General features: G+C 67.6%; 21 protein-coding genes. 11 read left to right on the top strand and 10 right to left on the bottom strand.

Annotated features, from left to right (window positions below; translation table 11 throughout):
- Positions 1–38 precede the first annotated feature (38 nt).
- Positions 39–1,421 (bottom strand): M20/M25/M40 family metallo-hydrolase, encoded by a 1,383-nt coding sequence (locus tag ACFWZ3_RS07930; RefSeq protein ID WP_439707198.1) that lies wholly within the window; start codon positions 1,419–1,421, stop codon positions 39–41.
- A gap of 286 nt (positions 1,422–1,707) precedes the next feature.
- Here ACFWZ3_RS07930 and ACFWZ3_RS07925 point away from each other — a divergent pair, with 286 nt between their 5' ends.
- Positions 1,708–2,349, top strand: coding sequence for a hypothetical protein (locus tag ACFWZ3_RS07925; protein ID WP_439707197.1), 642 nt, complete (start codon positions 1,708–1,710; stop codon positions 2,347–2,349).
- Between the two features lie 2 nt (positions 2,350–2,351).
- Entirely contained in the window at positions 2,352–2,990 is a 639-nt protein-coding gene (locus ACFWZ3_RS07920) for a helix-turn-helix transcriptional regulator (protein ID WP_439707196.1), read from the top strand.
- A 73-nt stretch (positions 2,991–3,063) separates the two neighbouring features.
- On the opposite strand, the gene ACFWZ3_RS07915 is transcribed toward ACFWZ3_RS07920, so the two are convergent.
- From ACFWZ3_RS07915 to ACFWZ3_RS07905, 3 genes are all read right to left on the bottom strand, one after another.
- Positions 3,064–3,783, bottom strand: a complete 720-nt coding sequence (locus ACFWZ3_RS07915) for a pseudouridine synthase (protein ID WP_439707195.1) — start codon at positions 3,781–3,783, stop codon at positions 3,064–3,066.
- A gap of 10 nt (positions 3,784–3,793) precedes the next feature.
- Positions 3,794–4,573, bottom strand: coding sequence for an ABC transporter permease (locus ACFWZ3_RS07910; RefSeq protein ID WP_439707194.1), 780 nt, complete (start codon positions 4,571–4,573; stop codon positions 3,794–3,796).
- An 89-nt stretch (positions 4,574–4,662) separates the two neighbouring features.
- On the bottom strand, positions 4,663–5,598 hold the full coding sequence (locus ACFWZ3_RS07905; RefSeq protein ID WP_439707193.1) for an ABC transporter ATP-binding protein: 936 nt from the start codon (positions 5,596–5,598) through the stop codon (positions 4,663–4,665).
- Between the two features lie 90 nt (positions 5,599–5,688).
- On the opposite strand from ACFWZ3_RS07905, the gene ACFWZ3_RS07900 reads away from it, so the two are divergent.
- Both ACFWZ3_RS07900 and ACFWZ3_RS07895 read left to right on the top strand, forming a co-directional pair.
- The gene (locus ACFWZ3_RS07900; RefSeq protein WP_439707192.1) at positions 5,689–6,435 is read left to right on the top strand and encodes a ferredoxin--NADP reductase; all 747 of its coding nucleotides are present in this window, start codon (positions 5,689–5,691) and stop codon (positions 6,433–6,435) included.
- 378 nt (positions 6,436–6,813) lie between these two features.
- Positions 6,814–7,281, top strand: a complete 468-nt coding sequence (locus ACFWZ3_RS07895; RefSeq protein WP_439707191.1) for a spore coat protein U domain-containing protein — start codon at positions 6,814–6,816, stop codon at positions 7,279–7,281.
- A 21-nt stretch (positions 7,282–7,302) separates the two neighbouring features.
- Here the strand turns inward: ACFWZ3_RS07895 and ACFWZ3_RS07890 are convergent, their stop codons facing one another.
- From ACFWZ3_RS07890 to ACFWZ3_RS07875, 4 genes are read right to left on the bottom strand one after another with little or no spacing between them, the layout of a single operon-like run.
- Positions 7,303–8,295: a Csu type fimbrial protein gene (locus ACFWZ3_RS07890; RefSeq protein WP_439707190.1), complete on the bottom strand. Its 993-nt coding sequence runs from the start codon at positions 8,293–8,295 to the stop codon at positions 7,303–7,305.
- Positions 8,292–10,643 (bottom strand): fimbria/pilus outer membrane usher protein, encoded by a 2,352-nt coding sequence (locus ACFWZ3_RS07885; RefSeq protein ID WP_439707189.1) that lies wholly within the window; start codon positions 10,641–10,643, stop codon positions 8,292–8,294. Before ACFWZ3_RS07885 ends, ACFWZ3_RS07890 begins: the two co-directional genes overlap by 4 nt.
- A gap of 7 nt (positions 10,644–10,650) precedes the next feature.
- Positions 10,651–11,394 carry a fimbrial biogenesis chaperone gene (locus ACFWZ3_RS07880; protein WP_439707188.1) on the bottom strand — a complete coding sequence of 248 codons (744 nt, stop codon included), beginning with the start codon at positions 11,392–11,394 and terminating at the stop codon, positions 10,651–10,653.
- Positions 11,395–11,401: 7 nt separating this feature from the next.
- Entirely contained in the window at positions 11,402–11,911 is a 510-nt protein-coding gene (locus ACFWZ3_RS07875; RefSeq protein WP_439707187.1) for a Csu type fimbrial protein, read from the bottom strand.
- Positions 11,912–12,250: 339 nt separating this feature from the next.
- On the opposite strand from ACFWZ3_RS07875, the gene ACFWZ3_RS07870 reads away from it, so the two are divergent.
- Genes ACFWZ3_RS07870 through ACFWZ3_RS07840 form a run of 7 tightly spaced genes read left to right on the top strand, consistent with a single transcriptional unit; the run spans position 12,251 to position 17,224 of the window.
- Complete coding sequence (locus tag ACFWZ3_RS07870; protein WP_439707186.1) at positions 12,251–12,841, top strand: hypothetical protein; 591 nt, start codon at positions 12,251–12,253, stop codon at positions 12,839–12,841.
- Positions 12,842–12,879: 38 nt separating this feature from the next.
- Positions 12,880–13,083: a helix-turn-helix transcriptional regulator gene (locus ACFWZ3_RS07865; RefSeq protein WP_439707185.1), complete on the top strand. Its 204-nt coding sequence runs from the start codon at positions 12,880–12,882 to the stop codon at positions 13,081–13,083.
- A gap of 14 nt (positions 13,084–13,097) precedes the next feature.
- Positions 13,098–13,487, top strand: a complete 390-nt coding sequence (locus ACFWZ3_RS07860) for a hypothetical protein (RefSeq protein ID WP_439707184.1) — start codon at positions 13,098–13,100, stop codon at positions 13,485–13,487.
- Positions 13,488–13,495: 8 nt separating this feature from the next.
- On the top strand, positions 13,496–13,723 hold the full coding sequence (locus ACFWZ3_RS07855; protein ID WP_439707183.1) for a hypothetical protein: 228 nt from the start codon (positions 13,496–13,498) through the stop codon (positions 13,721–13,723).
- Positions 13,714–15,288, top strand: a complete 1,575-nt coding sequence (locus ACFWZ3_RS07850) for an alpha/beta hydrolase (protein WP_439707182.1) — start codon at positions 13,714–13,716, stop codon at positions 15,286–15,288. Before ACFWZ3_RS07855 ends, ACFWZ3_RS07850 begins: the two co-directional genes overlap by 10 nt.
- Complete coding sequence (locus tag ACFWZ3_RS07845) at positions 15,285–16,019, top strand: ABC transporter ATP-binding protein (RefSeq protein ID WP_439707181.1); 735 nt, start codon at positions 15,285–15,287, stop codon at positions 16,017–16,019. The genes ACFWZ3_RS07850 and ACFWZ3_RS07845 overlap by 4 nt, the downstream gene beginning before the upstream one ends.
- The gene (locus ACFWZ3_RS07840; protein ID WP_439707180.1) at positions 16,016–17,224 is read left to right on the top strand and encodes an ABC transporter permease; all 1,209 of its coding nucleotides are present in this window, start codon (positions 16,016–16,018) and stop codon (positions 17,222–17,224) included. The genes ACFWZ3_RS07845 and ACFWZ3_RS07840 overlap by 4 nt, the downstream gene beginning before the upstream one ends.
- Before the next feature lie 177 nt (positions 17,225–17,401).
- On the opposite strand, the gene ACFWZ3_RS07835 is transcribed toward ACFWZ3_RS07840, so the two are convergent.
- Together ACFWZ3_RS07835 and ACFWZ3_RS07830 are read right to left on the bottom strand one after the other, a co-directional pair.
- On the bottom strand, positions 17,402–19,390 hold the full coding sequence (locus ACFWZ3_RS07835) for an LTA synthase family protein (protein ID WP_439707179.1): 1,989 nt from the start codon (positions 19,388–19,390) through the stop codon (positions 17,402–17,404).
- A 317-nt stretch (positions 19,391–19,707) separates the two neighbouring features.
- Positions 19,708–20,940 (bottom strand): multifunctional CCA addition/repair protein, encoded by a 1,233-nt coding sequence (locus ACFWZ3_RS07830; protein WP_439707178.1) that lies wholly within the window; start codon positions 20,938–20,940, stop codon positions 19,708–19,710.
- Position 20,941 lies beyond the last annotated feature (1 nt).

Below are 20,941 nucleotides of genomic sequence, written 5' to 3'. Positions count from 1 at the left end.
CTGCGGTCGCGCACGGGGGCGCGCGCCTGGAGGCCGTGCTATGGCGTGCTTTTCTGTCCCGCGACCGGGGGCGAGCGCTCGAAGCTTCCGGCGTCGCCCGGGAACACCACCGGGCTTTCGTAGCCGTCGGCCGAGAGCGACGACACGCCGAAGAACCAGTCGTCGATCACCACGTCCTCAAGTACGGCGTGGTCCACGTCGCCGACCGCACGCGCGTGCTGCCAGAGGGGTGCGGTGGTGTCGCGCCAATGCACGCGGTAGCCGGCCGCCCCGGGCACCTTGTGCCAGCTCACGGTGGTGTCGGTCGCCAGCGCGCCCTTGATGTCGACCGCGCCGGGCGGCGCAGGAGCGCGGCTCAAGGCCGCCATCGTGAGGGCGTCGAGCGCGGTGACGCGGGCCAGGTAGCGGAAGTCGATGCCGTCGAGGGTGTCGCCGTAGCCAGGCCTGAGGTCCTGGTGCTGGCGGGTGTAATCCTCGTGGCCCTCGGTCACCCGCACCGCCGGGAAGCCGGCCTGCAGGAACGGCACCTGGTCGCCGCCACGGCCGTAACGGTCGGTGCGGTAGACCATGCGCACGTCGAAGTCGGGCAGGTAGGCCTCGGCCAGGCGGTCCATGAAGCGCGCCAGGTTGCGCGAGGGCGAATCGACTTCGCCGCCGTGATAGCGGCGGTAGGCCGCCTGCTTCAGCGTCTCGTTGCTCCTGGTGCCCTCGGAGAACACGCGCACCACCGTGTTGTCGTGTACGCCGTTCTGCCCACGGCTGTTGCCCACGATGTCATTGTTGAGTTCGGCCTCCACGCGCCAGCCGTGCGCCACCGCGTAGTCGGCCAGCACCTTGCCGCCATACAGTCCCTGTTCCTCGCCGGAAAGTGCGGCGAACACGAGGGTGGCGCGGTTGTCCTGCCTGGACAGCAACCGCGCCGCTTCGATCAGTGCGGCCACGCCGGAGGCATCGTCGTTGGCGCCGGGGGCATCGTGGGTGGTGTCCATGACATCGGTGACGCGCGAATCCAGATGCCCGGTGATCACGATCACGCGGTCCGGATCGCTGCTGCCGCGCTTGATGGCGACCACGTCCATGACCTCGACCGGCCGGGGCGCGCGTTCGCCGGTAAAGCTTTGCGAGGGCGTGATCACCTCCAGGCAGCCGCCACAGTCCTGGCCGATGCGCTCGAAGCGTGCCTTGACCCAGCGCCGCGCCGCGCCGATGCCGCGGGTACCCGAGCGGGTCTCGGAGAGCGTGTGGCGGGTGCCGAAGCCGACCAGTGCGGTGATCGTGGCGCGCAGCTCGGTTTCGCTCGGCGCTTGGGCGAGGGCATGCAGTTCCGGGTGCTCGACCGGCTGGGCTGGGAGCTCGGTGGCGAGGCCCGTGCCGGCAAAGGGGAGCAGGGCGCAGAGAAGCAGGCGACGGCGAAGAAGCATGGGCGCGTGTCCACGGTGAAAGGCTCTTACCTTAGCGCTGTGCGGGGCCAAGGGCGTCCGCTCGATCCAGTGCCGCCCGGCATTCGGCGCGGCGCTCCTGCACACCCTTCACCGCCGCATTGCCTGCCTATTGCCAGCTGGTCCTGGCGAGCGTACGCCGCGGCGCGCGGACCTCGAAGCAGGCAACCCGGCTCAAACGGGCCTTTACACATACGCCTATTGCGCGTAAACCGGAACGGCCCAGACTGCCGCCGTCGCACCCGCGACGGCCCTCTGGAGACCGACCATGAAACCTTCCATCTGCCTGTCCGCCCTCGTCCTCGCCGCCGCCTTTGCCGCGGCAACCCCCGCCCTGGCCACGCCGGCTGACACCCCGATGTCCGCCGTCCCCGCCGCACCCAAGCTCGACGCCGCGCTGCGCGCGCTCTGGCACGGCCACGTCGTGCACACCCGCGACTACGCGCTGGCGGTACATGCGCATGACAGCGCCAAGGCCAAGGCTGCGGCCGACGCGGTGGTCGCCAATGCCAGGCAGATCGCCGATGCGGTCGGCGGCTTCTACGGCAAGCCGGCCGGGGCGCGCATGCTCGACCTGCTCGCCGGCCACTGGGGCGGCGTCAAGGCGTTGACCGATGCGCGCGCCGCAAACGACGCGGCGGCCGAGCGCAAGGCGATGGCCGACCTGCAGTCCAACGCCACCGAGATCGCCAGATTCCTCGCCGGCGCCAACCCGAACCTGCCCCAGAACGCCGTGCAGGGCCTGCTGGCCGCCCACGTGGCGCACCACGCGACCCAGATCCAGCAAATCATGGCCGGCGACATGAAAGGTGAGCAGTCCACCTGGCAAGCGATGCAGGCGCACATGGACGTGATCTCCGATGCGCTGGCGGCGGCGATCGCCAAGCAGTTCCCGGACAAGGCCGCCTGAGCATGAGCGCACTCGCACGGCTCGGATCGACCCAGCAGCGCCTGCTGCGCCAGTTGCTGATGGCGCCGGAGGGCTGCTCGGTGGAGGAGCTGTGCGAGCGCCTGCGCATCAGCCACAACGCGGTGCGCCAGCACCTGAGCGCCCTGCTCGCGCGCGACTTCGTCGAACGCGGGCAGGCGCGGGCGACCGGTGGCCGGCCGCAGGCGCGCTTTCGGCTCACCGAGAACGGGCGCGGGCTGTTCCCGCGCAACTACGGCCTGCTCGGCACCGCGTTGCTGGGCAAGCTGCGCGAGCGCTACGGCCCGGCCGCGCTGGAGGAGATGCTGCAGGACCTGGGCCACACGCTCGGCGGCCACGAAGTGCCGCTACCGCCCGAAGCCAGCCACGACGACGTCGTGCAGCGGCTGGCCAGCCAGCTCGATGCGCTGGGCTACGAGGCGGTGGTCGCCAGGCACGGCCAGGAGCCGCAGGTGGAAGCCTTCAACTGCGTGTTCCACGCGCTGGCCCGCAGCGTGCCGCAAGTATGCAAGTTCGATCTGGCCTACATGGAGGCGGCCAGCGGCCGGCGTATTCACCATATGGAGTGCATCATCCGCGGCGGGCACGTCTGTCGCTTCCGGGTCGGTGAGGTGAAGCGTTGAGTCTTTGCAGGAGCGCACCTGTGCGCGACCGACATGCGCCGCGGTCGCGCACAGGTGCGCTCCTACAAGGCGCTCACCACTGCGTGCGGCCAGGCAACAGGCCCTTCAGCTCCGCATCGGTGAGGTTGCGCCACTGCCCCGCCCGCAGGTGCCCCAGCCGTACGTTGTCGATGCGCACGCGGCGCAACTGGGTCACGCGGTAGTCGAAGGCTGCGGCCATCAGGCGGATCTGCCGGTTCAGACCCTGCGTGAGCACGATGCCGAAGCCGAATTTCGCGATCTTGCGTACCTTGCACGGCAGCGTCATCTGGCCATGGATGCGCACGCCGCGCGCCATCCCGGCGAGGAACGCGTCGGTCACCGGCTTGTTCACGGCGACCAGGTATTCCTTCTCGTGGCGGTTCTCCGCACGCAGGATCTCGTTGACGATGTCGCCGTTGCTGGTCAGCAGGATCAGCCCTTCCGAATCCTTGTCCAGCCGCCCGACCGGGAACACGCGCTCGCGGTGGTCGACGAAATCGACGATGTTGCCGGCCACGCTCTGGTCGGTGGTGCAGGTAATGCCGACCGGCTTGTTGAGCGCGATGTAGGTGGCCTTCTTCGCCGACGGCGTGGCGGCCAGCACGCGCATGCGCACCAGTTCGCCGTCGACGCGCACCTCGTCGCCTTCCAGCGCCTTGGCGCCGGTGCCGACCACCTCGCCGTTGATGGTGACGCGCCCGGCAATGAGCCACTCGTCGGCCTCGCGGCGCGAGCACAGGCCGGCCTCGCTGATGTACTTGTTGACGCGCATGGCAGGTCGGTCAGGAACGCAGGCCCACGCCGCGCTTGAGCAGCTGCAGCGCCACGATCGAAAGCCCGGCGACGAACGCGAGCATCACCACGAACGCCACGCCGATGTGCACGTCGCTGATGCCCAGCACGCCGAAGCGGAACGCGTTGACCATGTACAGGATCGGATTGGCGCGCGAGATCGCCTGCCACGGCTCGCCCAGCATGTTGACCGAATAGAACACGCCGCCGAGGTAGGTGAGCGGGGTCAGCACGAAGGTCGGCACCAGGGCGATGTCGTCGAACTTCTTGGCGTAGACCGCGTTGACGAAGCCGGCCAGCGAGAAGATCGTCGCGCCCAGCAGCACCGAGAAGAAGGTGATCAGCGGATGCGCAAGGTGCAGCGAGGTGAAGAACAGCGCAATCCCCAGCACCAGCGCGCCGACCACCAGTCCGCGCGTCACCGCACCGGTGACGTAGCCGAGCAGGATCACCCAGTTGGGCATCGGCGAAACCAGCATCTCCTCCACCGCGCGGCTGAACTTGGCGCCGAAGAAGGAGCTGGAGATGTTGCCGTAGCTGTTGGTGATGATGCTCATCATCACCAGCCCCGGCACGATGTACTGCATGTAGCTGAAGCCGCCCTGGATGGTGCCGATGCGGCTGCCGATCAGCTTGCCGAAGATGACGAAGTAGAGCGTCATCGTGATCGCCGGCGGGATCAGGGTCTGCGTCCAGATGCGCATGATGCGCACGATCTCGCGGCGCACGATGGTGTGCAGGGCGACCAGGTTGGCGGTGGTGTTGCTCATGTTTGGTCCTTTGCTTCTTCCGTCCGGAATGCCGGAAGAGGAATGGATGACGTTTTTGTCCCGGCAACGCCCGGGCAGGGAGCTTGAGATCAGGCCGCCTTGTCGCGCCCGTTCTCGACCAGCCGCACGAACAGCTCCTCCAGCCGGTTGGTCTTGTTGCGCATCGACTTGACCGTCACCCCGTGCGCAGACAACGTGGCGAACAACGAGTTGAGGTCATGCTCGCGCGCCATCTCCGCCTCCAGCGTGTAGTCGTCCACGCGGCGCAGCACCACGCCCGGCAGCGTCGGCAGCGTGTCCGGCGCGGCGACCACATCGAGGATGAAAGCCTCCACGTCCAGCGTCGCCAGCAGCCGCTTCATCGTGGTGTTCTCCACGATGGTGCCGTGATCGATGATCGCGATGTTGCGGCAGAGCTGTTCGGCTTCCTCCAGGTAGTGCGTGGTGAGGATCACCGTGGTGCCGGCCGCGTTGATGCCGCTGACGAACTGCCACATCGAGCGGCGGATCTCGATGTCCACGCCGGCGGTCGGCTCGTCCAGGATCAAGAGCTTCGGCTCGTTCATCATCGCGCGGGCGATCATCAGGCGCCGCTTCATGCCGCCGGAGAGCATGCGCGCCTGGTGCTGCGCCTTGTCCCACAGGCGCAGCTCCTTCAGGTATTTCTCCGCGCGCTGCGCCGCGAGCTTGCGCGGGATGCCGTAGAAGCCGGCCTCGTTCACGCAGATGTCGAAGGGCTTCTCGAACTGGTTGAAGTTGATCTCCTGGGGCACCAGGCCGATCAGCTTCATGGCTTCGTTGCGTTGCTGGTTGACCGACACGCCGAAGATGCGCGCATCGCCGCCGGTGGAGTTGACCAGCGAGGAAAGGATGCCGATCAGCGTCGACTTGCCCGCACCGTTGGGGCCGAGCAGCGCGAAGAAGTCGCCCTGCTGCACGGTCAGCGAGACGCCCTTGAGGGCTTCGACGCCGTTGCCGTAGGTCTTGCGCAGATTGTCGACGACGAGTGCGGGAACAGGGGACATGGGCTGCACCGTGGGGGCCAGCCCTTTATTATACGGGCCCGTTTACCTGCCGCCCGGTCACGCCGGACGTGCCCCGCGCTCCGGAATCCCATGGCTGACCACTTCACTCTTCGTCTCGTCGACAGTTTCATGCTTGCCCCCAGCGTGCGCCACCTGGTGTTCGAGCGCGCCGACGGACAGCCGCTGGCCTTCCAGCCCGGGCAGTTCCTGCAGGTGCACTTTCACTACGACGATGGCACCGCGACCAAGCGCAGCTATTCGGTGGGCACGGTGGGCGACGGCAGTGCGCCGGTGCAACGCATCGAGATCGCCGTGAGCTACGTCGAAGGCGGCGCCGCCACCAAACTGCTGGGCAATCTGCAGCCCGGCGAGACGATCGAGGCGAGCGGGCCGTACGGGCGCTTCTGCCTGCAGCCTGGCGACACCCATCCGCGCTACCTGCTGCTGGCCACCGGCACCGGCGTCACGCCCTACCGCGCGATGCTCCCGCTGATCCGCCAGCTGCTCGCCAAGGGCGACCGCGAAGTGGTGTTGCTTTATGGCGCCCGCAGCGAGGCGGAACTGCTTTACGGCGAGGAATTCGAGGCCTTCGCGAAGGAAAACCCCGGTTTCACCTTCCACGGCTGCCTCAGCCGCCAGCCTCGTGCCGTACCGCGCCCGCACGACCGCAGCGGCCACGTGCAGACCGTCCTGGCCGAGCTGGCCCCGCACGCCGACCGCGACATCGCCTACCTGTGCGGCAACCCCAACATGGTCGATGCCGCCTTCATCGCACTGAAGGAATATGGCTTGCCGGTCGCGCAGATCCGCCGCGAGAAATACATCTCCTCGCGCTGAGTAGGGCACGTTTGCGCTATGCGCGCGCTCCCCCGGCTTTGTCGAAGATGGGGAAGAGGGTTGGGGTGAGGGGCAAGGCTTGCGGGGAGCGTGGGCGCGCTGGCGCTTCTTCGTCCAGGCCAGAGCAACAGCCGCCCTGCCGACATTCCAGGCAAGCCGCGCCTCTTCAAGTTCGACTTGGTCGCGACGATAAGTACGCCACCAGCACAGCCTGTTAACCGACGCTCCACTACACCGCACTGAGGCCAAGGTCCGTCAAAAGTGTGACGCACCTCACGCTTTCAGGCGGAAGTCCGTCGCGTGCCATAAAGGGCGCGCGCAAGCTGCCGAAAGCACCTTTAGCTGCCGGGTATACCCGGTCGTATCGAGGGTCGCGGAATGGCAAATCGGCTTTGCAAGTGGATGGTTGGTGGCCTGGCCGCCTCCCTGCTCGTCTTGTCGGCCGGTCCGGCGACCGCCGACCAGGCCTCGGCCACCCTGCGGGTCTCGCTCAGGGTGGTGGCTTCCTGCAGCGTGCAGACCCAACCGCTGGCGCTGGCCGACTATGCTTCCGGCGGCCCGTCCACGGGCACCGCCATGCCGGGTGCGATCGACGTCACCTGCGCCCGCGGCACACCGGCGGCCGTCTACCTGGAAGGCAACCGCACGCTGCAGAGTCCCAACGGCGACCGGGTGGCCTACGAAGTGCGCGCCAACGGCAACCCCTGGCGGGAGGGCGAGGCTATCCACGTCAAGGGACTGGGGCGCACGCCCATCCACCTGGCCTTGTCAGGCTCGGTGCCGGCCGGCCAGCGGGTGCCGACCGGTGACTATGAAGACCAGGTAGTGGTTCGCGTCGTGTACTGATCGGCCAGCGCTGCCGCCCCGTCAGTAGTAGACGTACACCGTGACGGTATCGGCGTAGCTGCCCGGCGTCGGCGTGACCTGCGGGGGCACGCGGCCGTAAACCGCGATCTGCTGGCTGAAGCCACTCCCCGTGCCGGCGACGGTATCGGTGCCCTGCGTGTTGCCCCATCGCTGGCTGTATCCGTTGTCCCGATACAGATCGTAGGTGACGTAATCGTTGCCCGTACTCAACTTCATGCGCCGCGCGGTGCCGCTGGCACTGGTGCCGTCGTTCAGGCCCACCCGATACGGCGTCCCATTGACGCAGGTGACGCTGATGACCGAGGTGCCGTCCATGTTTGCCGTCAACAAGCCGGTGCTCTGGCCGAAGCTCAAGTCGGTAGCGGTGACGGCGCTGCACGACGGCTTGATGGTTGCCTGGACGGTGAACGGGCTCATCGTGCTGATGCCGTCGTCGTAGCTGTCGTTCAGGCAGCTGACGTTACCGAAGTTGCCCGTGAGCTTGGGGGTGAAACTGGCGTTGTAGGAGCCTACCGGGCTCGATTGGTTGCCGGGTAGGTGGGCGTAGATGTTGACCGTGCCGCTGTAGGTGCCGGGCGCTCCCCAGCGTTTGCGTGGAACAGTGAACACGTCCCGGGCGGGTTGGGGCATGGTGGCTTCATCGATGGAGCCGGCGATATAGCCACCCGCCGCATCGCGGTAGAGCTGGAACTCCAGGCGGGACGCGCCGGCGCCGGCCATCTGCCGGTTGCCGTCGGCGGCCGCGCCCGCTGAGCCGTAGCCGATATTGAAGCAGAGCGTCAGCTGCGCATCCTGGTTGTCGGTGTTGCGGCAGGTGTAGTTGATGGTGACCGGCACATCCACCGCAGTGGACTGCGAGGGATCGACGTTGCCGAAGTTGATGCCCCCATTCTGGATGCCGCTCTGGCAGGTGACGTCGGCCTGCGCGGAAGGCGCCCACATCAGGCCGAGGCCACCTATCAACACCAGGCAGCAGAGCAACAAGCGGTTCATGGCACCCTCGTCGTGATGCAGGTGAGCGGCCCGATTTGCGGGATGCCGTTCCCCTGTTGGCGATATTCAAAGCCGGTGCTGCAGCTGCCGCCCTCGGGCAGGCTCACGTCCAGCACGTTGTGTTCGTCCAGCGTGTCCAGATAGGCCGCGCCGTCGAAGCCGACCAGTACGGACTCGCCTGCCTGGCCGCGCACGCGCACCTGGCTGCCCAGCGGCAACGGCTTGCCTGCGGTGTCGCGCAGCAAAACCGAAGCGGCGCGGATCGGCTTGAGGCCGAAACTCACCAGCGTGCCGGCGCGATCGGTCGGCGTGGCCTGCACGTCGACGCGCCCGACGCGTACGTCCGCCGGCAACTGCATCGGATCGATGCTGAGTTTGTTGTTCTGGTAGGCGTTCAGCGGTGTGACCAGCAACAGCCCCTGTTCGTCGGTGTGACCGATCGGGTTGTTCTCCAGTTTCACCGGCACGTCCGGGATACCGTCAGTGGAGACCAAGGCGAACCCGTTGTAGATGCTGCGTGCGGCAAACGTGCTGCCCCCCATGAACACCAGGGCGCCGTTGCCGCCGGCGTAGACGGTGCTGTCGCCGCTGAAGCGCGTGACGCCCGCCAGCGCCTGGCCGTGGCGGCCCAGGTAATCAAGCTCGGCCAGACCGGTGCGGTTGCCCTCGCCCTGCTGGGTCTGGGCGCGCCAGCCGAAGCCGCCCTCGGTGGGCAGCGAACGGGTGATGCTGGCGTCGACCATGTTGCCGCCGCCCTGATGATCCAGGCCGGTGCTCAGGTAGGTGCGGTCGTCCAGCGACACGCTGAAACTGAGGAACACGCTGCGGTCGCGGGAGTCGTCCAGGTTCTGGTTGAGGTTCAGGCTGAGCGAGGCCATGCGGCCGATCGAGCGGTACCAGTAGCCGCTGGCGTAGCGGCTGGTCTGGTCCAGGTAGCGCAGGTGTACGTAGCTGATGCCGAAGTTGCCGAACGTGCCGGTGCTGATGCCGGCCTGCGCGCTGGCGCTCATTCGAGGCGACGGGCTGCCGTACAGCGCGGCCACGTCACGGTAGCCGCTGCTGCTGCGCATGCCCTGCGCGCTGAAGTTGAAGCGGTTGTTGATCCACTGGTAGCCCAGGCTCAGCTGCGAGCCACCGAGGCCGTGATCGCTGCTGCGCGCCACCGACCCGGACAACACGCCGGCGGTACCGAGCAGCCAGTCGCCGCCCACGCCGGCATTGGCCAGACCCTTTGTCACCTCGGCGTGCGCGCCGGCGGTGAACTGGTCGGTCAGGCCGCGTCGCCAGCTGCCGCTGGCCATAGCATCGCGGGCATAGGAGAACGAGCGCAGGCCATAATCCTGGCGGACAAAACCGAATCCGGCCGACCAGTCGGTCAGGCCCTGCTGCAGCATTTGTTGGGCGCCGTACAACGCGAAGTCGATGGTGGTGACGCGGCCCAGGGCGTCGGTCAGCACCAGCTGGGCATTGCCGGCGCCATTGATGCCCGGCACCGCGTTGAGCTGGAACGGGCCGACCGGCACCTGCCCGGTGTACTGCTTCATGCCCTCGACATACAGCTCCACCTGCGAGGGCAGGGTCGCCTGGCCGAGAAACTGCGGCAGGGGCGCCGTGACGCGGTAGGGTTGCAGCGCGAAGTTGGTGCCGATCTGCACGCCGCCGATGCGTGTGGGGCGTGACCACGAGGTTCCCCCGGTGAGCGTGTCGCCCACCGCCAGCGTGAGCAGGTGCTCGGGAAACGAACGGGTCCAGGTGGTGTCCAGGCGCACCGAGTGGCCGTGCCAGTCGCCTTCGGCGCGGCTGGCCTGGGTCAGTCCCGTGCTGCTCAGCACGCCGGCGCCGCCGAACAGGCGCAGCTCGGTGTAGGCGCTGGCAGTCGCGTTGCCCTGCGTATCGTGGGTGCCGTAAAGGTTGTAGTTGACCAGCGCGCCGGGCGAAGCGCTGGCATGGGGTGTCGGGCGTCCCCGCGTGTTGATCACGTTGGTTTCGAGGTGCAGCAACTTCAGCGGCACGGTGAGCGTGGCCGTCTGCTGCTGTGCGTCGTAGCTCACCTGCACGCCGGGCAGGCTGTCCAGCCGGACCGGGTCCGGCCCATCGGCGGGCAACGCGATACCCAGTTGCTCCAGCGTCTGGCGCGAAGCGAACAACTTGCCGTCCCGGTAGCCCAGGTGCACCAGGCCGCGGTGCATGCCGTTGAGAGTGAGGTCGAGGTAGAGATCGGTGGCCTCGATGGACGCCATCGCGCCCGCCGGACCGAACGAGAGTACCGCCCCATCGGCCGTGCTGGCGCCGCTGTCCAGGTCGACCGCCATCGCACGCGGGGCGGTGGCGATCAGGCAGGGCAGCAACAGCGACTCAGCGAGCGCGATCGGCCAGCGAGATCGTTTGCGTGGCCTTCGCGCCATTGATCGTTGCCTCCAGCGTGCCGGTTCCGGCGAAAACCGTCGCCGACTGCTTGAGTGTCCAGCGCATGGTGGCGCCCGGGAGCACGTAGCCCAGCAAGCCGGCGGCGATCGCCGTACGGTTGCCGGCTTGGTTGACGTAGTCGATCTCGGCCAGCTGCGCATGGCCGGTGCCGCTGTTGGATACCACCAGCACTGCGTGGTCGCCTTCGCGCTGCAACGTCCAGTGCAGAACCGGCGCCACGTCTGCCGCGCCCTGTGGCTGGACGAACACCGGGACGGAGTAGTGCAGTACGAACTGCAGGCCCTTCTGCCCGCTGTCCTTGACCGGCAACTCGTCGATCGCCAACCGGTAGGCCGCCTCGGCGGCGCCACTGCCTGAGGGCGGCGCGCCGATGCGGATAACCCGCACCAGCTGCCGGTCCCCCGGCTCGATGCCGAGCATGGGCGGACTGATTACCAGTTCCTGCGAGGGCGTGAGCTGATCCGTACCGTCCACCTGCGTCCAGCGGTACACGCGCACCTGCGCGTGCACCTTGCCGGTGCCGGTGTTGCTCAACCACAAGCCGTCGGCACGCTGGACGGACTGCAGGGTCAGCGAGACCGGCGCGACCTGCAGGCCGCTGGCCGACGCGCTGGCGCCGGCCAGAATCAGGCCGGCGCACCACAGCGCGCGCAGGAAGGAACGGCGCAACATCGGATGCTCAGTAGGTCACGTCGACCGAAACGGTGTCCGAATAGGTATCGGGCGCGACGTTCAGGCTGCTGCTCAGAACCTTGCCGTAGACGGTGAAGTTCTGGGTGGTGCCATTGCCGGTGTCGTTCTTGGTGTTGGTGCCGGCGACGTTGCCCCACACCGTATTGGCGTTGTCCTGATAGAGGGCGTAGGCGATCTTGTCGGCATTGGCGCCCGTGCCGGCCATCAGGCCGGTACCGTCCGTGTTCGTGGAGCTCGGGGTCAGGCCGATTTTGTAGGCGGTGGTCTTCGAGCACTTGACGTCGATGTTGCTGGCGTTCTGCGTCACGTCGCCGGCCGAATTGGCGTCGACGGTGCCCAGATCCAGCGCGCCGCTGGTGGTGACAGAGCAGGCCTTGTTGATCTTCAGCTTGACCTGGAAGGACGTGGAGGCCGGGTTGTTGGCACCCGAGGCGCTGACGGCAAACCCGCCAAGAGCAAGCAGGGCGGAAGCGAGCAAGGTCTTCTTGAACAGCATGGGTCTTCTCCGGGAAAGGGCTAGTGCCGGGTCCGCTTCGCAACAGCCGTGCCAAGCGGCTGGGCAGCACGCACACAGGCGGGTGTTTGCCGGGGATTGAAGCTGCATGGCGCTTCCAGCGCGCGGGTTCTGCAGCAGCCAAGGATTTGGCGTCTTGACGCGGCAGGTCCCCCAACTGCCGCGTCGTGTCACTTAGTTGACGTATGTGACACGGTTCTCATTTTTTCACAGTCCTTTCACCAGGGGAAGCCGCGTTCTTGTGAGTTTGTAAAGCGTGCTTGACACGCCGATGTGTAGCGCCCTACGCTTTTGTCAAGCTTACTTGACACGAACTCCTCCATGAGCCGCTTTCCTGAACCGGATTACCGCCGCCAGTTGTCGATTGCGATGGTGATCTACATGGCCGCCATGCTGCTGGTCTGGCCACTCAGCCGGACCGCCACCAGCGTGCCGCTGAAGGTGTTGCTGGCGGTGGTGCCGGTGTTGCCGATGCTGTTCGTGATCGGTCTGATGGCCCGGCGGATCGGCGCCAGCGACGAGTTCGAGCAGCGCGTGCACCTGGTGGCGCTGGGCGCCTCCACGGCCCTGCTCGGCGCGCTCAGCCTGGTCGGTGGGTTCCTGGCGGCCGCCGGTGTTCTTCGGCTCGACGGCAGCATCCTGATCTGGGTATTCCCGGTGACCATGCTTGCTTACGGCGCCGCCCGGTGGTGGCTGCTGGTGCGCCATTACGGAGGGAGTGCCGCCTGCGAGGGGACCTCGATGGGTTGGCAGCTCCTGTTGCTGGCCGTGCTGGCGTTGATGGTCCTGGGCGTGGCCTGGTGGCGCGGGCGACTGGACGATTTTGGGGCGGGCCTGTTGGTTGGCCTGCTGCCCGGCGTGCTGGTGGTGCTGGCGATCCTCGTGTGGCGCCGCTTGCGCCGCGGGGGCTGAACCGTGCGCATGCGATCCATGGCGAGGCTGCGGCGCCGATGAAGAACCAGGTACGCGACCTGCGCGGGGAGCAGGGCTGGTCGCAGGCGGACCTGGCCGAGCGGCTGGACGTCTCGCGCCAGACCGTCAATGCGATCGAGACCGGCAAGTACGACCCGAGCCTGCCGCTGGCGTTCAAGATCGCGCGGCTTTTCGGGCGGCCGATCGAAGTGATCTTCGAGCCGACCGACACACCAGGATAGGGAGAGAGAAGGGCATGAACAGGTTGCTGCGTCGCTATGCGAGCCGGCTCTGGTTGCCGACCACGGTGATGTTGATCGTGGTGGTGCTGTTCGAGCGGTATGCGCGGCAGCTGCCGCCGAGCGGCCAGCTGATCGCCGTGACCGTGCTGATGGCGAGCTACGCCTGGACCGGCTGGGCGGAGTTCCGTCACATGCAGCTGATGGACGAGATGCGCCGCCGGCTGGAGATGGAGGCGATGGTGCTGGCCTTCATCGCCGGTACGGGCACGGTGCTGGCGATGTTTTTCCTGCATTCGCTGAAGCTGGTCGTGGTGCCGTTCGCCGCGGCGCCGTTGGCGTTGTTCGGTTGCTACGTACTGGCGCAGCTGTGGGCACGGCTGCGCTACCGCTACTGGTCGCTGTAGGAGGTCGCGTGGGACACCGTACCGCCGTGATCGTCGCCGCGCTCGTGCTGCTGGTTTGCGCGCGCATGCCTGCCTGGTCGGCCGCGGCCGCGCGTGAGGCGGCGCGGGTGCCTGCGGCGTTGGTCGCATCCGGCAAGCGGGCCGGGGTGGATGTCGAATGGGGGCTTGCGCCGAAACTTGGGCGCTGGCTGGAAATCATCCGTGGGAAGGGAAGGGAGTTGAGGACATGGCTTTGAAAGCGCGCACCGTGTTGCGCATCGTGGTGGTCGCCGGCGGGCTTGGCCTGCTGGCGTGGAAGCAGTTTCATCCGCATGCGCCGACGGCGGCCGAAGCCGACGCGGTCGTGGCGACCGCGCCGGCGAAGGACCAGGCCCCGGCCCGGCCGCATACCTGGAAGCTGGGTCGGCTGACGCTGACGGCGTGCGAACTGGGCCGGCCAGACAGCGGCCTGTCCGCAGCCGCCTGGTGCGCACCGTTCGACGTACCGGAAAACCGCGACGATCCGGGCAGCCGAAAGATCACGTTGAACCTGGCGGTGATCCGCTCCGAGGCAGACGTCCCCGCCGGCGACATGCTGGTGTTCCTTGCCGGCGGCCCCGGCCAGGCGGCAACCGAAACCTGGCCGATGGTGGCGCCGGCATTGCAGCCGTTGGTCGCCCACCGCAACGTGCTGCTGATCGACCAGCGCGGCACCGGCAAGTCGAATCCGCTGGACTGCAAGGCGGCCGACACGAACGACAAGGCCGGCGTGGTCGCCGGCTTCGATGCCGAGCGCCTGCGTGCGCAGGTCACCACCTGCCTGAAGGAAGTGCAGGCCAAGGCCGATCCGCGCTACTACACCACCACCGCGGCGGTGGCCGACCTGGAAGACGCCCGCCAGGCGCTGGGCGCGCCGGCCTTCGACCTGGTCGGCGTGTCCTATGGCACCCGCGTGGCGCAGCAGTACGCGATGCATCATCCGGACGCGGTGCGCAGCATCCTGCTCGATGGCGTGGTGCCGAACGAGCTGGTGCTGGGCGAGGACTTCGCGCGCAACCTGGACGACGCGCTCAAGGCGCAGTTCGCCCGTTGCACCGCCGAACCGACCTGCAAGGCGCGCTTCGGCGATCCGTACCAGACGCTCTACCAGCTGCGCGATGCGCTGCGCGCCAATCCGCACAAGGTCAGCTTCCGCGATCCGCAGACCTACCAGAGCGTCGAGCGCACCCTGAGCGACGACGCGCTGGCGAGCGTGGTGCGCCTGTTCGCCTACTCGCCCATTACCGCCGCGTTGCTGCCGTTGTCGATCGACGCGGCCGCGCACGGCGACGTCGGCCCGCTGCTGGGCCAGGCCAAGCTGATCAGCGGCGACCTGGCCGACACCATGAACGGCGGCATGCAGTCCTCGGTGATCTGCAGCGAGGACGCCGACCTGCTCAAGCCGCGCCCGCAGGACGCCAACACCATCCTGGGCACGCGCATGATCGATACGCTCGAGGCGATCTGCTCGGTGTGGCCGCACGGCACGCGCCCGACCGATTTCCACGAGCCACTGAAGACTGCCATTCCAACGTTGTTGCTCTCGGGCCAGTACGACCCGGTGACGCCGCCGCGTTACGGCGAGGAAGTGCTCCGGGGCCTCTCCAACGGCCGTCACCTGGTGCTCAATGGCCAGGGCCACAACGTGATCGCCGCCGGCTGCATGCCCACGCTGGTGAAGAACTTCGTCGAGAAGCTCGATCCGAAGAAGCTCGACGCGAGCTGCCTGGACCGCCTGCAACCGACCCCGCTGTTCATCGACTTCAACGGAGCGACCCCATGATCGAGGTCAAGGACCTGCACAAGGCGTTCGGCGCGGTCAAAGCCGTCGACGGCGTCAGCTTCACCGCCCGCGACGGCGAAATCACCGGCCTGCTCGGCCCCAACGGCGCCGGCAAGACCACCACGCTGCGCATGCTCTACACGCTGATGACGCCCGACCGCGGCCAGGTGCTGATTGACGGCGTCGACGCGGCGACCGATGCGCTCACCGTGCGTCGCCACCTGGGCGTGCTGCCTGATGCGCGCGGACTGTACAAGCGCCTGACCGCGCGCGAGAACATCGACTACTTCGCGCACCTGCAAGGCCTGCCTGACGACGAGGTGCGCAGCCGCCGCGATGCATTGATCGAGGCGCTGGACATGGCCGACATCGCCGACCGCCGCACCGAAGGCTTCTCGCAGGGCCAGCGGGTGAAAACCGCAATCGCCCGCGCGCTGGTGCACGATCCGCGCAACGTGATCCTGGACGAACCGACCAACGGCCTGGACGTGATGGCCACCCGCGCGCTACGGCAGTTCATGCTGAAGCTCAAGGCGGAGGGCCGCTGCGTGCTGTTTTCCAGCCACATCATGCAGGAGGTCGCCGCACTGTGTGACCGCATCGTGGTGATCGCGCATGGCCGTGTGGTGGCCAACGAGACACCCGACGCGCTGCGTGCGCAGACCGGCGAGGCGAACCTGGAAGAAGCCTTCGTGAAACTGATCGGCAGCGAAGAAGGACTGGCCGCATGAACAAGATGGACAACCACCCGCTGCGCCGCAGCCGCGCATTCCTGACGGTCTTCCTGAAGGAGGTGCGCGAGAACCTGCGCGACCGCCGCACGCTGACCAGTGCCTTCCTGATGGGGCCGCTGCTGACGCCACTGCTGTTCGTGATGATCATCACCGTCACCATCAACCGCGAGCTGGACAAGGCCGAGCAGCCGCTCAAGGTCCCCGTGATCGGCGCGCAGTACGCGCCCAACCTGGTCGGCGCGCTCAAGGCTGGCGGCGTGGTGCCGCAGCCGGCGCTGGCCGATCCCGAACGCGCCGTGCGCGACCAGGAGGCGGATCTGGTGCTGCGCATCGCGCCGGACTACCCGAAAGCCTGGCGCAAGGGCGAGCCGGTGCAGGTGGAGTTGATCTACGACTCCTCCCAGCGCGATTCGAGCACGCCGGTCGAACGGGTCACCAGGCTGGTGGAGGGCTATTCCCGCCAGCAGGGCGCGATGCGGCTGATCGCGCGCGGCCTGTCGCCGGTGCTGGGCTCGCCGGTGGTCGTGGCCAAGCGCGACCAAGCCACCGCGCAGTCGCGTGCGGTGCTGATGTTCAACATGCTGCCGTACCTGTTCGTGCTGACCATCTTCATCGGCGGCATGTACCTGGCGATCGACCTGACCGCCGGCGAGCGCGAGCGGCAGTCACTGGAACCGCTGTTCGCCAACCCGGTGCCGCGCTGGAAGATCTTCCTCGGCAAGCTGGCGGCGATCTGCGCGTTCTCCACCGCCAGCCTGGTGATCTGCCTGATTGCCTTCTCGGTGGTCGGCGGCCTCATCCCGACCGAGAAGCTCGGCATGGAAGTGCACCTGGGGGCATCCTTCGCGCTCTACGTGCTGCTGCTGCAGTTGCCGCTGATCGTGCTGCTGGGCGCGCTGCAGTCGATGGTGGCGGCGTTCGCCAAGAGCTACCGCGAGGCGCAGACCTACCTGTCGGTGCTGATGATGGTGCCGATCCTGCCGAGCATTGCCCTGATGGTGATGCCGCTCAAGCCGCAGAACTGGATGTACGCCGTGCCGCTGCTGGGCCAGCACCTGGGCATCCTGGACCTGGTGCGCGGCGAAGGTGTGGCCGCCGTGCCGCTGGCGTTGTGCCTGGCCGGAACGTCGCTGGCCGCGCTGGTTGCCACCCTGGTGACGATGCAGCTCTACCGCTCCGAGCGCCTGGCCATTTCGGGCTGAGGGCAGAGGCGCCCGACCTTGGCTCCCTCTCCCCTGGGGGAGAGGGCTGGGGTGAGGGGGCAAGGCTTGCGGGAAGACAGGCTAGGCTGTGGTAACTCATGTCCTGAGCCGCTGAGAGCTCCAGGCGAGCCCCGGCCCCTCACCCCAACCCTCTCCCCGCAGGGGAGAGGGAGCTGTTCAAGGCGAGGTCGAACTGCTTGCCGGTGCCGGCTGCACCGGCGTCCTGTCCTCGGGCCGGCGCACCAGCTTGCCCTGTTTGAACAGTTCGGCGGCGACCTGGTAGTACGCGGTCGCATCGTCGATGTCTTCCGGATCGCGCGGATGCGCCGGTGACGCATCGCCGGTTTCGAAGTCCGGCCGCAGTTGTTCCAGCTTCTTCTGCGGCTCCAGGATCGTCAGCAGCCCCTGGTGCAGGTAGCCGAGCTTCTCGTAGGTGGCGGGGAAGGCCCGCTCACGCCCCGGCGGCAGCTGGAAGATGTCGTAGCCGAAGAAGCGGCTGCGGTAGCTGAAGTGCAGCAATCCCAGCAGCGTGGGCGCGATGTCGATCTGGCTCATGAACCGCTCCACTCGCCTGGGCGCGACGTGTGCGGGCGCGTAGATCCACAGCGGGATGTGGTAGCGGTTCACCGGCAGGCTGGTCTTGCCGGCGCTGGACGAATCATGGTCGGCGGTGATCACGAACACGGTGTCGTCGAAATATGGCTTCTTGCGCGCCCGCTCGATGAAGTCGGCGATCGACCAGTCGGTATAGGCCACCGCGCCCTCGCGCGTGCCGTTGCGCTCCTTCACCCGTCCGGCCGGGAAGGTGAACGGCCGATGGTTGCTCGTCGTCATGATGTGCAGGAAGAACGGCTTGCCCTGGCCGTGGATCCTGTCCATCTGGCCCAGCGCCAGCGTGTACAGGTCCTCGTCGGCCACGCCCCACACGTTTTCGCTGTGGATGGTGGCGTCCTTGGGGATGTCCTTGCGGTCCACCGGGATGTATCCGTTGTGGCCGAAGAAATAGTTCATGTTGTCGAAGTAGCCGTAGCCGCCGTAGACGAACTCCGACACGTAGCCGCGATCGTTGAAGATGTCCGCCAGCGAGAACAGGTTCTCGTTGTGGTGCATCTTGATCACCGAGTCGCCCGGGGTCGGCGGGATCGACAGCGACAGCGCCTCCAACCCGCGCACCGTGCGCGTGCCGTTGGCGTAGACGTTGTCGAAGAAAAGGCTGTTGCCGGCCAGCGCATCCAGGTGCGGGGTGATCTGCCCGTGGCTGGCGCCGAAGGTCTTGAGGAAGTCGGCCGACAGGCTTTCCACGCTGATCAGCACGACGTTGAGATGCTGCTCCGGGCCGGGGTTGCGGATCGCGCGGGTGAGATCGTAGGGGTCGTTGCTGACGTAGGTGGCGTCGGGGGTCTTCAGTCCCTTGCGCACGCGCTCGAACGCGGCCTGGTCGGGCAGCGTGCGGTAGAAGCGCGAGTAGTCCAGGTGGCTGCTGCGGAAGGCGTTGAAGAACTGGTAGATGCCGTTGCCGGCCAGTTCGTTGACGTAAGTGTTGTCGGTGCGGTCCTTCATGCCGCCGTTGACGACCAGCACCGAAAGGATGGTGAGCACCAGCCAGCCCAGCACCACCTTGCCGCGGCCCAGGAAACGGCTGCCCGGGTCGGCCGTGCGCAGCCAGCGGCGGCTGGACCAGACGATCGCCAGCGCCAGCAGGCCGATCAGGCCCATCCACAGGCCGATCGGGTAGGACTCGCGGATGTTGCCGATCACCTCGGTGGTGTAGACCAGGTAATCGACCGCGATGAAGTTGAAGCGCACGCCGAATTCGCCCCAGAACACGAACTCCGAGGCGGCCACGAACAGCAGCCAGTACATCAGCAGCAGCGCCAGCAGGTAGAGCGCCCACTGTCCCGCGCGCGACACGTAGGCGCGCCGTGGCACCAGCCACAGGAACAGCACCAGCGGCCAGGCCACGTAGAGCAGCGTGACCAGGTCGTAGCAGGCGCCGATGCCGAAGGCGTAAAGCCAGTACAGCGGGTTGTGCGGTACGCCGGGGCCGGTCATCGCCAGCAGCACGATGCGGGTCGCAGCGCCGATCAGCAGATAGGTGGCAGCGAGCCACCACAGCGGGCGGAAACGCCGGCGCAGCGGTTGGTCGGGCGTGGCGGACAAGGACATGACGACCCCTGGGTCGGACTGGATGGCAACGTGACTTTATACACGGCGGCGCTTGGCCGGTGCTTAGGAGGCCCGCCAGCGGGAACTCCAGGTGCCTTCTCCCCACGGGGAGAGGGCGCTTGCGGTTATCGAACAAGAGCATGCGCACATCACCCGCCGCTTCCCGCAAGCCTTGGCTCCTCACCCCAGCCCTCTCTCTGAAGGGGAGAGGAGGCCTGGTTTGCGGTGGTTCGCGGGCGGTGTTTCGCGGGCGGTGGTTTTGGGGACCGTGTGGACGGGAAGCCCCTGCTCCCTGACCTGGAGGGGAGGCAGGACGCTCAGTCTGTGGTGGGTTTCGGGACGGCTGCGATGGCCGCCACGCGCGCCTTGTCCATCGCCTCGCCGATCGCCGGTCCGCTCAGCCCGCGGGCAATGAATTCGGCCGCATTGACCGACGCAGCCGCGTCGCGCGTCGCGCGCAGGAATCCCGCCTGCGGATAGGCCGCCTCCGCGCGCCCCAGCCGCCCGCGCTTGTCTGCCTCGCACACGACGAGGAACGTCTCCAGCCGCTGCGGGCGGCGCAGGGCGTCGAGCCTGGTCAGCAGCCGTAGCACGGTTGCCGGTTTGAGCTCCAGGGCCCGGTGCGCATTGAGATGCTCGCGGCAGACCAGTTCGGCCAGCGCAGCGTGCTCGGCCGGCACCTTCAGCCGCGCGGCCAAAGCGCGCAGCGGTGCCACGCCGGCATGTTCGTGCCCGATGTGGCTGGGCAGCACGTCCGCCGGCGTGCATGCCTTGCCCAGGTCGTGGCACAGCGCGCAGAAGCCGACCAGGTCGTCGCCGGGGGCCAGGCGCGCGGCCATGTCCAGCACCAGTTCCAGGTGCACGCCGGTGTCGACCTCGGGGTGGTACTCGGGCCGCTGCGGCACGCCGTAGAGCGCGTCGACTTCCGGAAACAGCACCGCCAGCGCGCCAGCTTCGCGCAGCACGCGCAGGAAGGTGGACGGTTGCGGTTCGGCCAGCGCGCGCCGGGTTTCGGCCCACACCCGTTCGGGCACCAGGTGGTCGACTTCGCCGTCGGCCACCATCGTGCGCATCAGCGCCATGGTTTCCTCGGCCACGCGGAAACCCAGCGGTGCGAAACGCGCCGCGAAGCGGGCCACGCGCAAGAGCCGCACCGGGTCCTCCACGAACGCCGGCGACACATGCCGCAGCACGCGCGCTTCGATATCGCGCTGGCCGTCGAACGGATCGACCAGCGCGCCCGACTCGTCCTGCGCGATGGCGTTGATCGTGAGGTCGCGCCGCGCGAGGTCCGCCTCCAGCGTCACGCCGGGATCGGCGTGGAAGGCGAAGCCGTGGTAGCCGTGGCCGGTCTTGCGCTCGGTGCGCGCCAGCGCGTACTCCTCGCCGGTATCCGGATGCAGGAACACCGGGAAGTCCTTGCCGACCGGCCTGAACCCCTGGGCGAGCATCTCCTGTGGCGTGGCGCCCACCACCACGTGGTCGTGGTCGACCACCGGACGGCCCAGCAGCCGGTCGCGCACCGCACCGCCGACCAGGTAGCGGCGCATG

Origin of the sequence: Frateuria sp. GZRR35 (genome assembly GCF_051900415.1) — a bacterium.
GTDB lineage: Bacteria > Pseudomonadota > Gammaproteobacteria > Xanthomonadales > Rhodanobacteraceae > Frateuria_A.
This window is presented reverse-complemented; position numbering and strand designations above follow the sequence as displayed.

What these genes read in the sequence shown, in the direction of transcription:
- ACFWZ3_RS07930 (WP_439707198.1), bottom strand. Translation starts at nt 1,421, where the DNA reads ATGCTTCTTCGCCGTCGCCTGCTTCTCTGCGCCCTGCTCCCCTTTGCC.
- ACFWZ3_RS07925 (WP_439707197.1), top strand. Translation starts at nt 1,708, where the DNA reads ATGAAACCTTCCATCTGCCTGTCCGCCCTCGTCCTCGCCGCCGCCTTT.
- ACFWZ3_RS07920 (WP_439707196.1), top strand. Translation starts at nt 2,352, where the DNA reads ATGAGCGCACTCGCACGGCTCGGATCGACCCAGCAGCGCCTGCTGCGC.
- ACFWZ3_RS07915 (WP_439707195.1), bottom strand. Translation starts at nt 3,783, where the DNA reads ATGCGCGTCAACAAGTACATCAGCGAGGCCGGCCTGTGCTCGCGCCGC.
- ACFWZ3_RS07910 (WP_439707194.1), bottom strand. Translation starts at nt 4,573, where the DNA reads ATGAGCAACACCACCGCCAACCTGGTCGCCCTGCACACCATCGTGCGC.
- ACFWZ3_RS07905 (WP_439707193.1), bottom strand. Translation starts at nt 5,598, where the DNA reads ATGTCCCCTGTTCCCGCACTCGTCGTCGACAATCTGCGCAAGACCTAC.
- ACFWZ3_RS07900 (WP_439707192.1), top strand. Translation starts at nt 5,689, where the DNA reads ATGGCTGACCACTTCACTCTTCGTCTCGTCGACAGTTTCATGCTTGCC.
- ACFWZ3_RS07895 (WP_439707191.1), top strand. Translation starts at nt 6,814, where the DNA reads ATGGCAAATCGGCTTTGCAAGTGGATGGTTGGTGGCCTGGCCGCCTCC.
- ACFWZ3_RS07890 (WP_439707190.1), bottom strand. Translation starts at nt 8,295, where the DNA reads ATGAACCGCTTGTTGCTCTGCTGCCTGGTGTTGATAGGTGGCCTCGGC.
- ACFWZ3_RS07880 (WP_439707188.1), bottom strand. Translation starts at nt 11,394, where the DNA reads ATGTTGCGCCGTTCCTTCCTGCGCGCGCTGTGGTGCGCCGGCCTGATT.
- ACFWZ3_RS07875 (WP_439707187.1), bottom strand. Translation starts at nt 11,911, where the DNA reads ATGCTGTTCAAGAAGACCTTGCTCGCTTCCGCCCTGCTTGCTCTTGGC.
- ACFWZ3_RS07870 (WP_439707186.1), top strand. Translation starts at nt 12,251, where the DNA reads ATGAGCCGCTTTCCTGAACCGGATTACCGCCGCCAGTTGTCGATTGCG.
- ACFWZ3_RS07865 (WP_439707185.1), top strand. Translation starts at nt 12,880, where the DNA reads ATGAAGAACCAGGTACGCGACCTGCGCGGGGAGCAGGGCTGGTCGCAG.
- ACFWZ3_RS07860 (WP_439707184.1), top strand. Translation starts at nt 13,098, where the DNA reads ATGAACAGGTTGCTGCGTCGCTATGCGAGCCGGCTCTGGTTGCCGACC.
- ACFWZ3_RS07850 (WP_439707182.1), top strand. Translation starts at nt 13,714, where the DNA reads ATGGCTTTGAAAGCGCGCACCGTGTTGCGCATCGTGGTGGTCGCCGGC.
- ACFWZ3_RS07845 (WP_439707181.1), top strand. Translation starts at nt 15,285, where the DNA reads ATGATCGAGGTCAAGGACCTGCACAAGGCGTTCGGCGCGGTCAAAGCC.
- ACFWZ3_RS07840 (WP_439707180.1), top strand. Translation starts at nt 16,016, where the DNA reads ATGAACAAGATGGACAACCACCCGCTGCGCCGCAGCCGCGCATTCCTG.
- ACFWZ3_RS07835 (WP_439707179.1), bottom strand. Translation starts at nt 19,390, where the DNA reads ATGTCCTTGTCCGCCACGCCCGACCAACCGCTGCGCCGGCGTTTCCGC.
- ACFWZ3_RS07830 (WP_439707178.1), bottom strand. Translation starts at nt 20,940, where the DNA reads ATGCGCCGCTACCTGGTCGGCGGTGCGGTGCGCGACCGGCTGCTGGGC.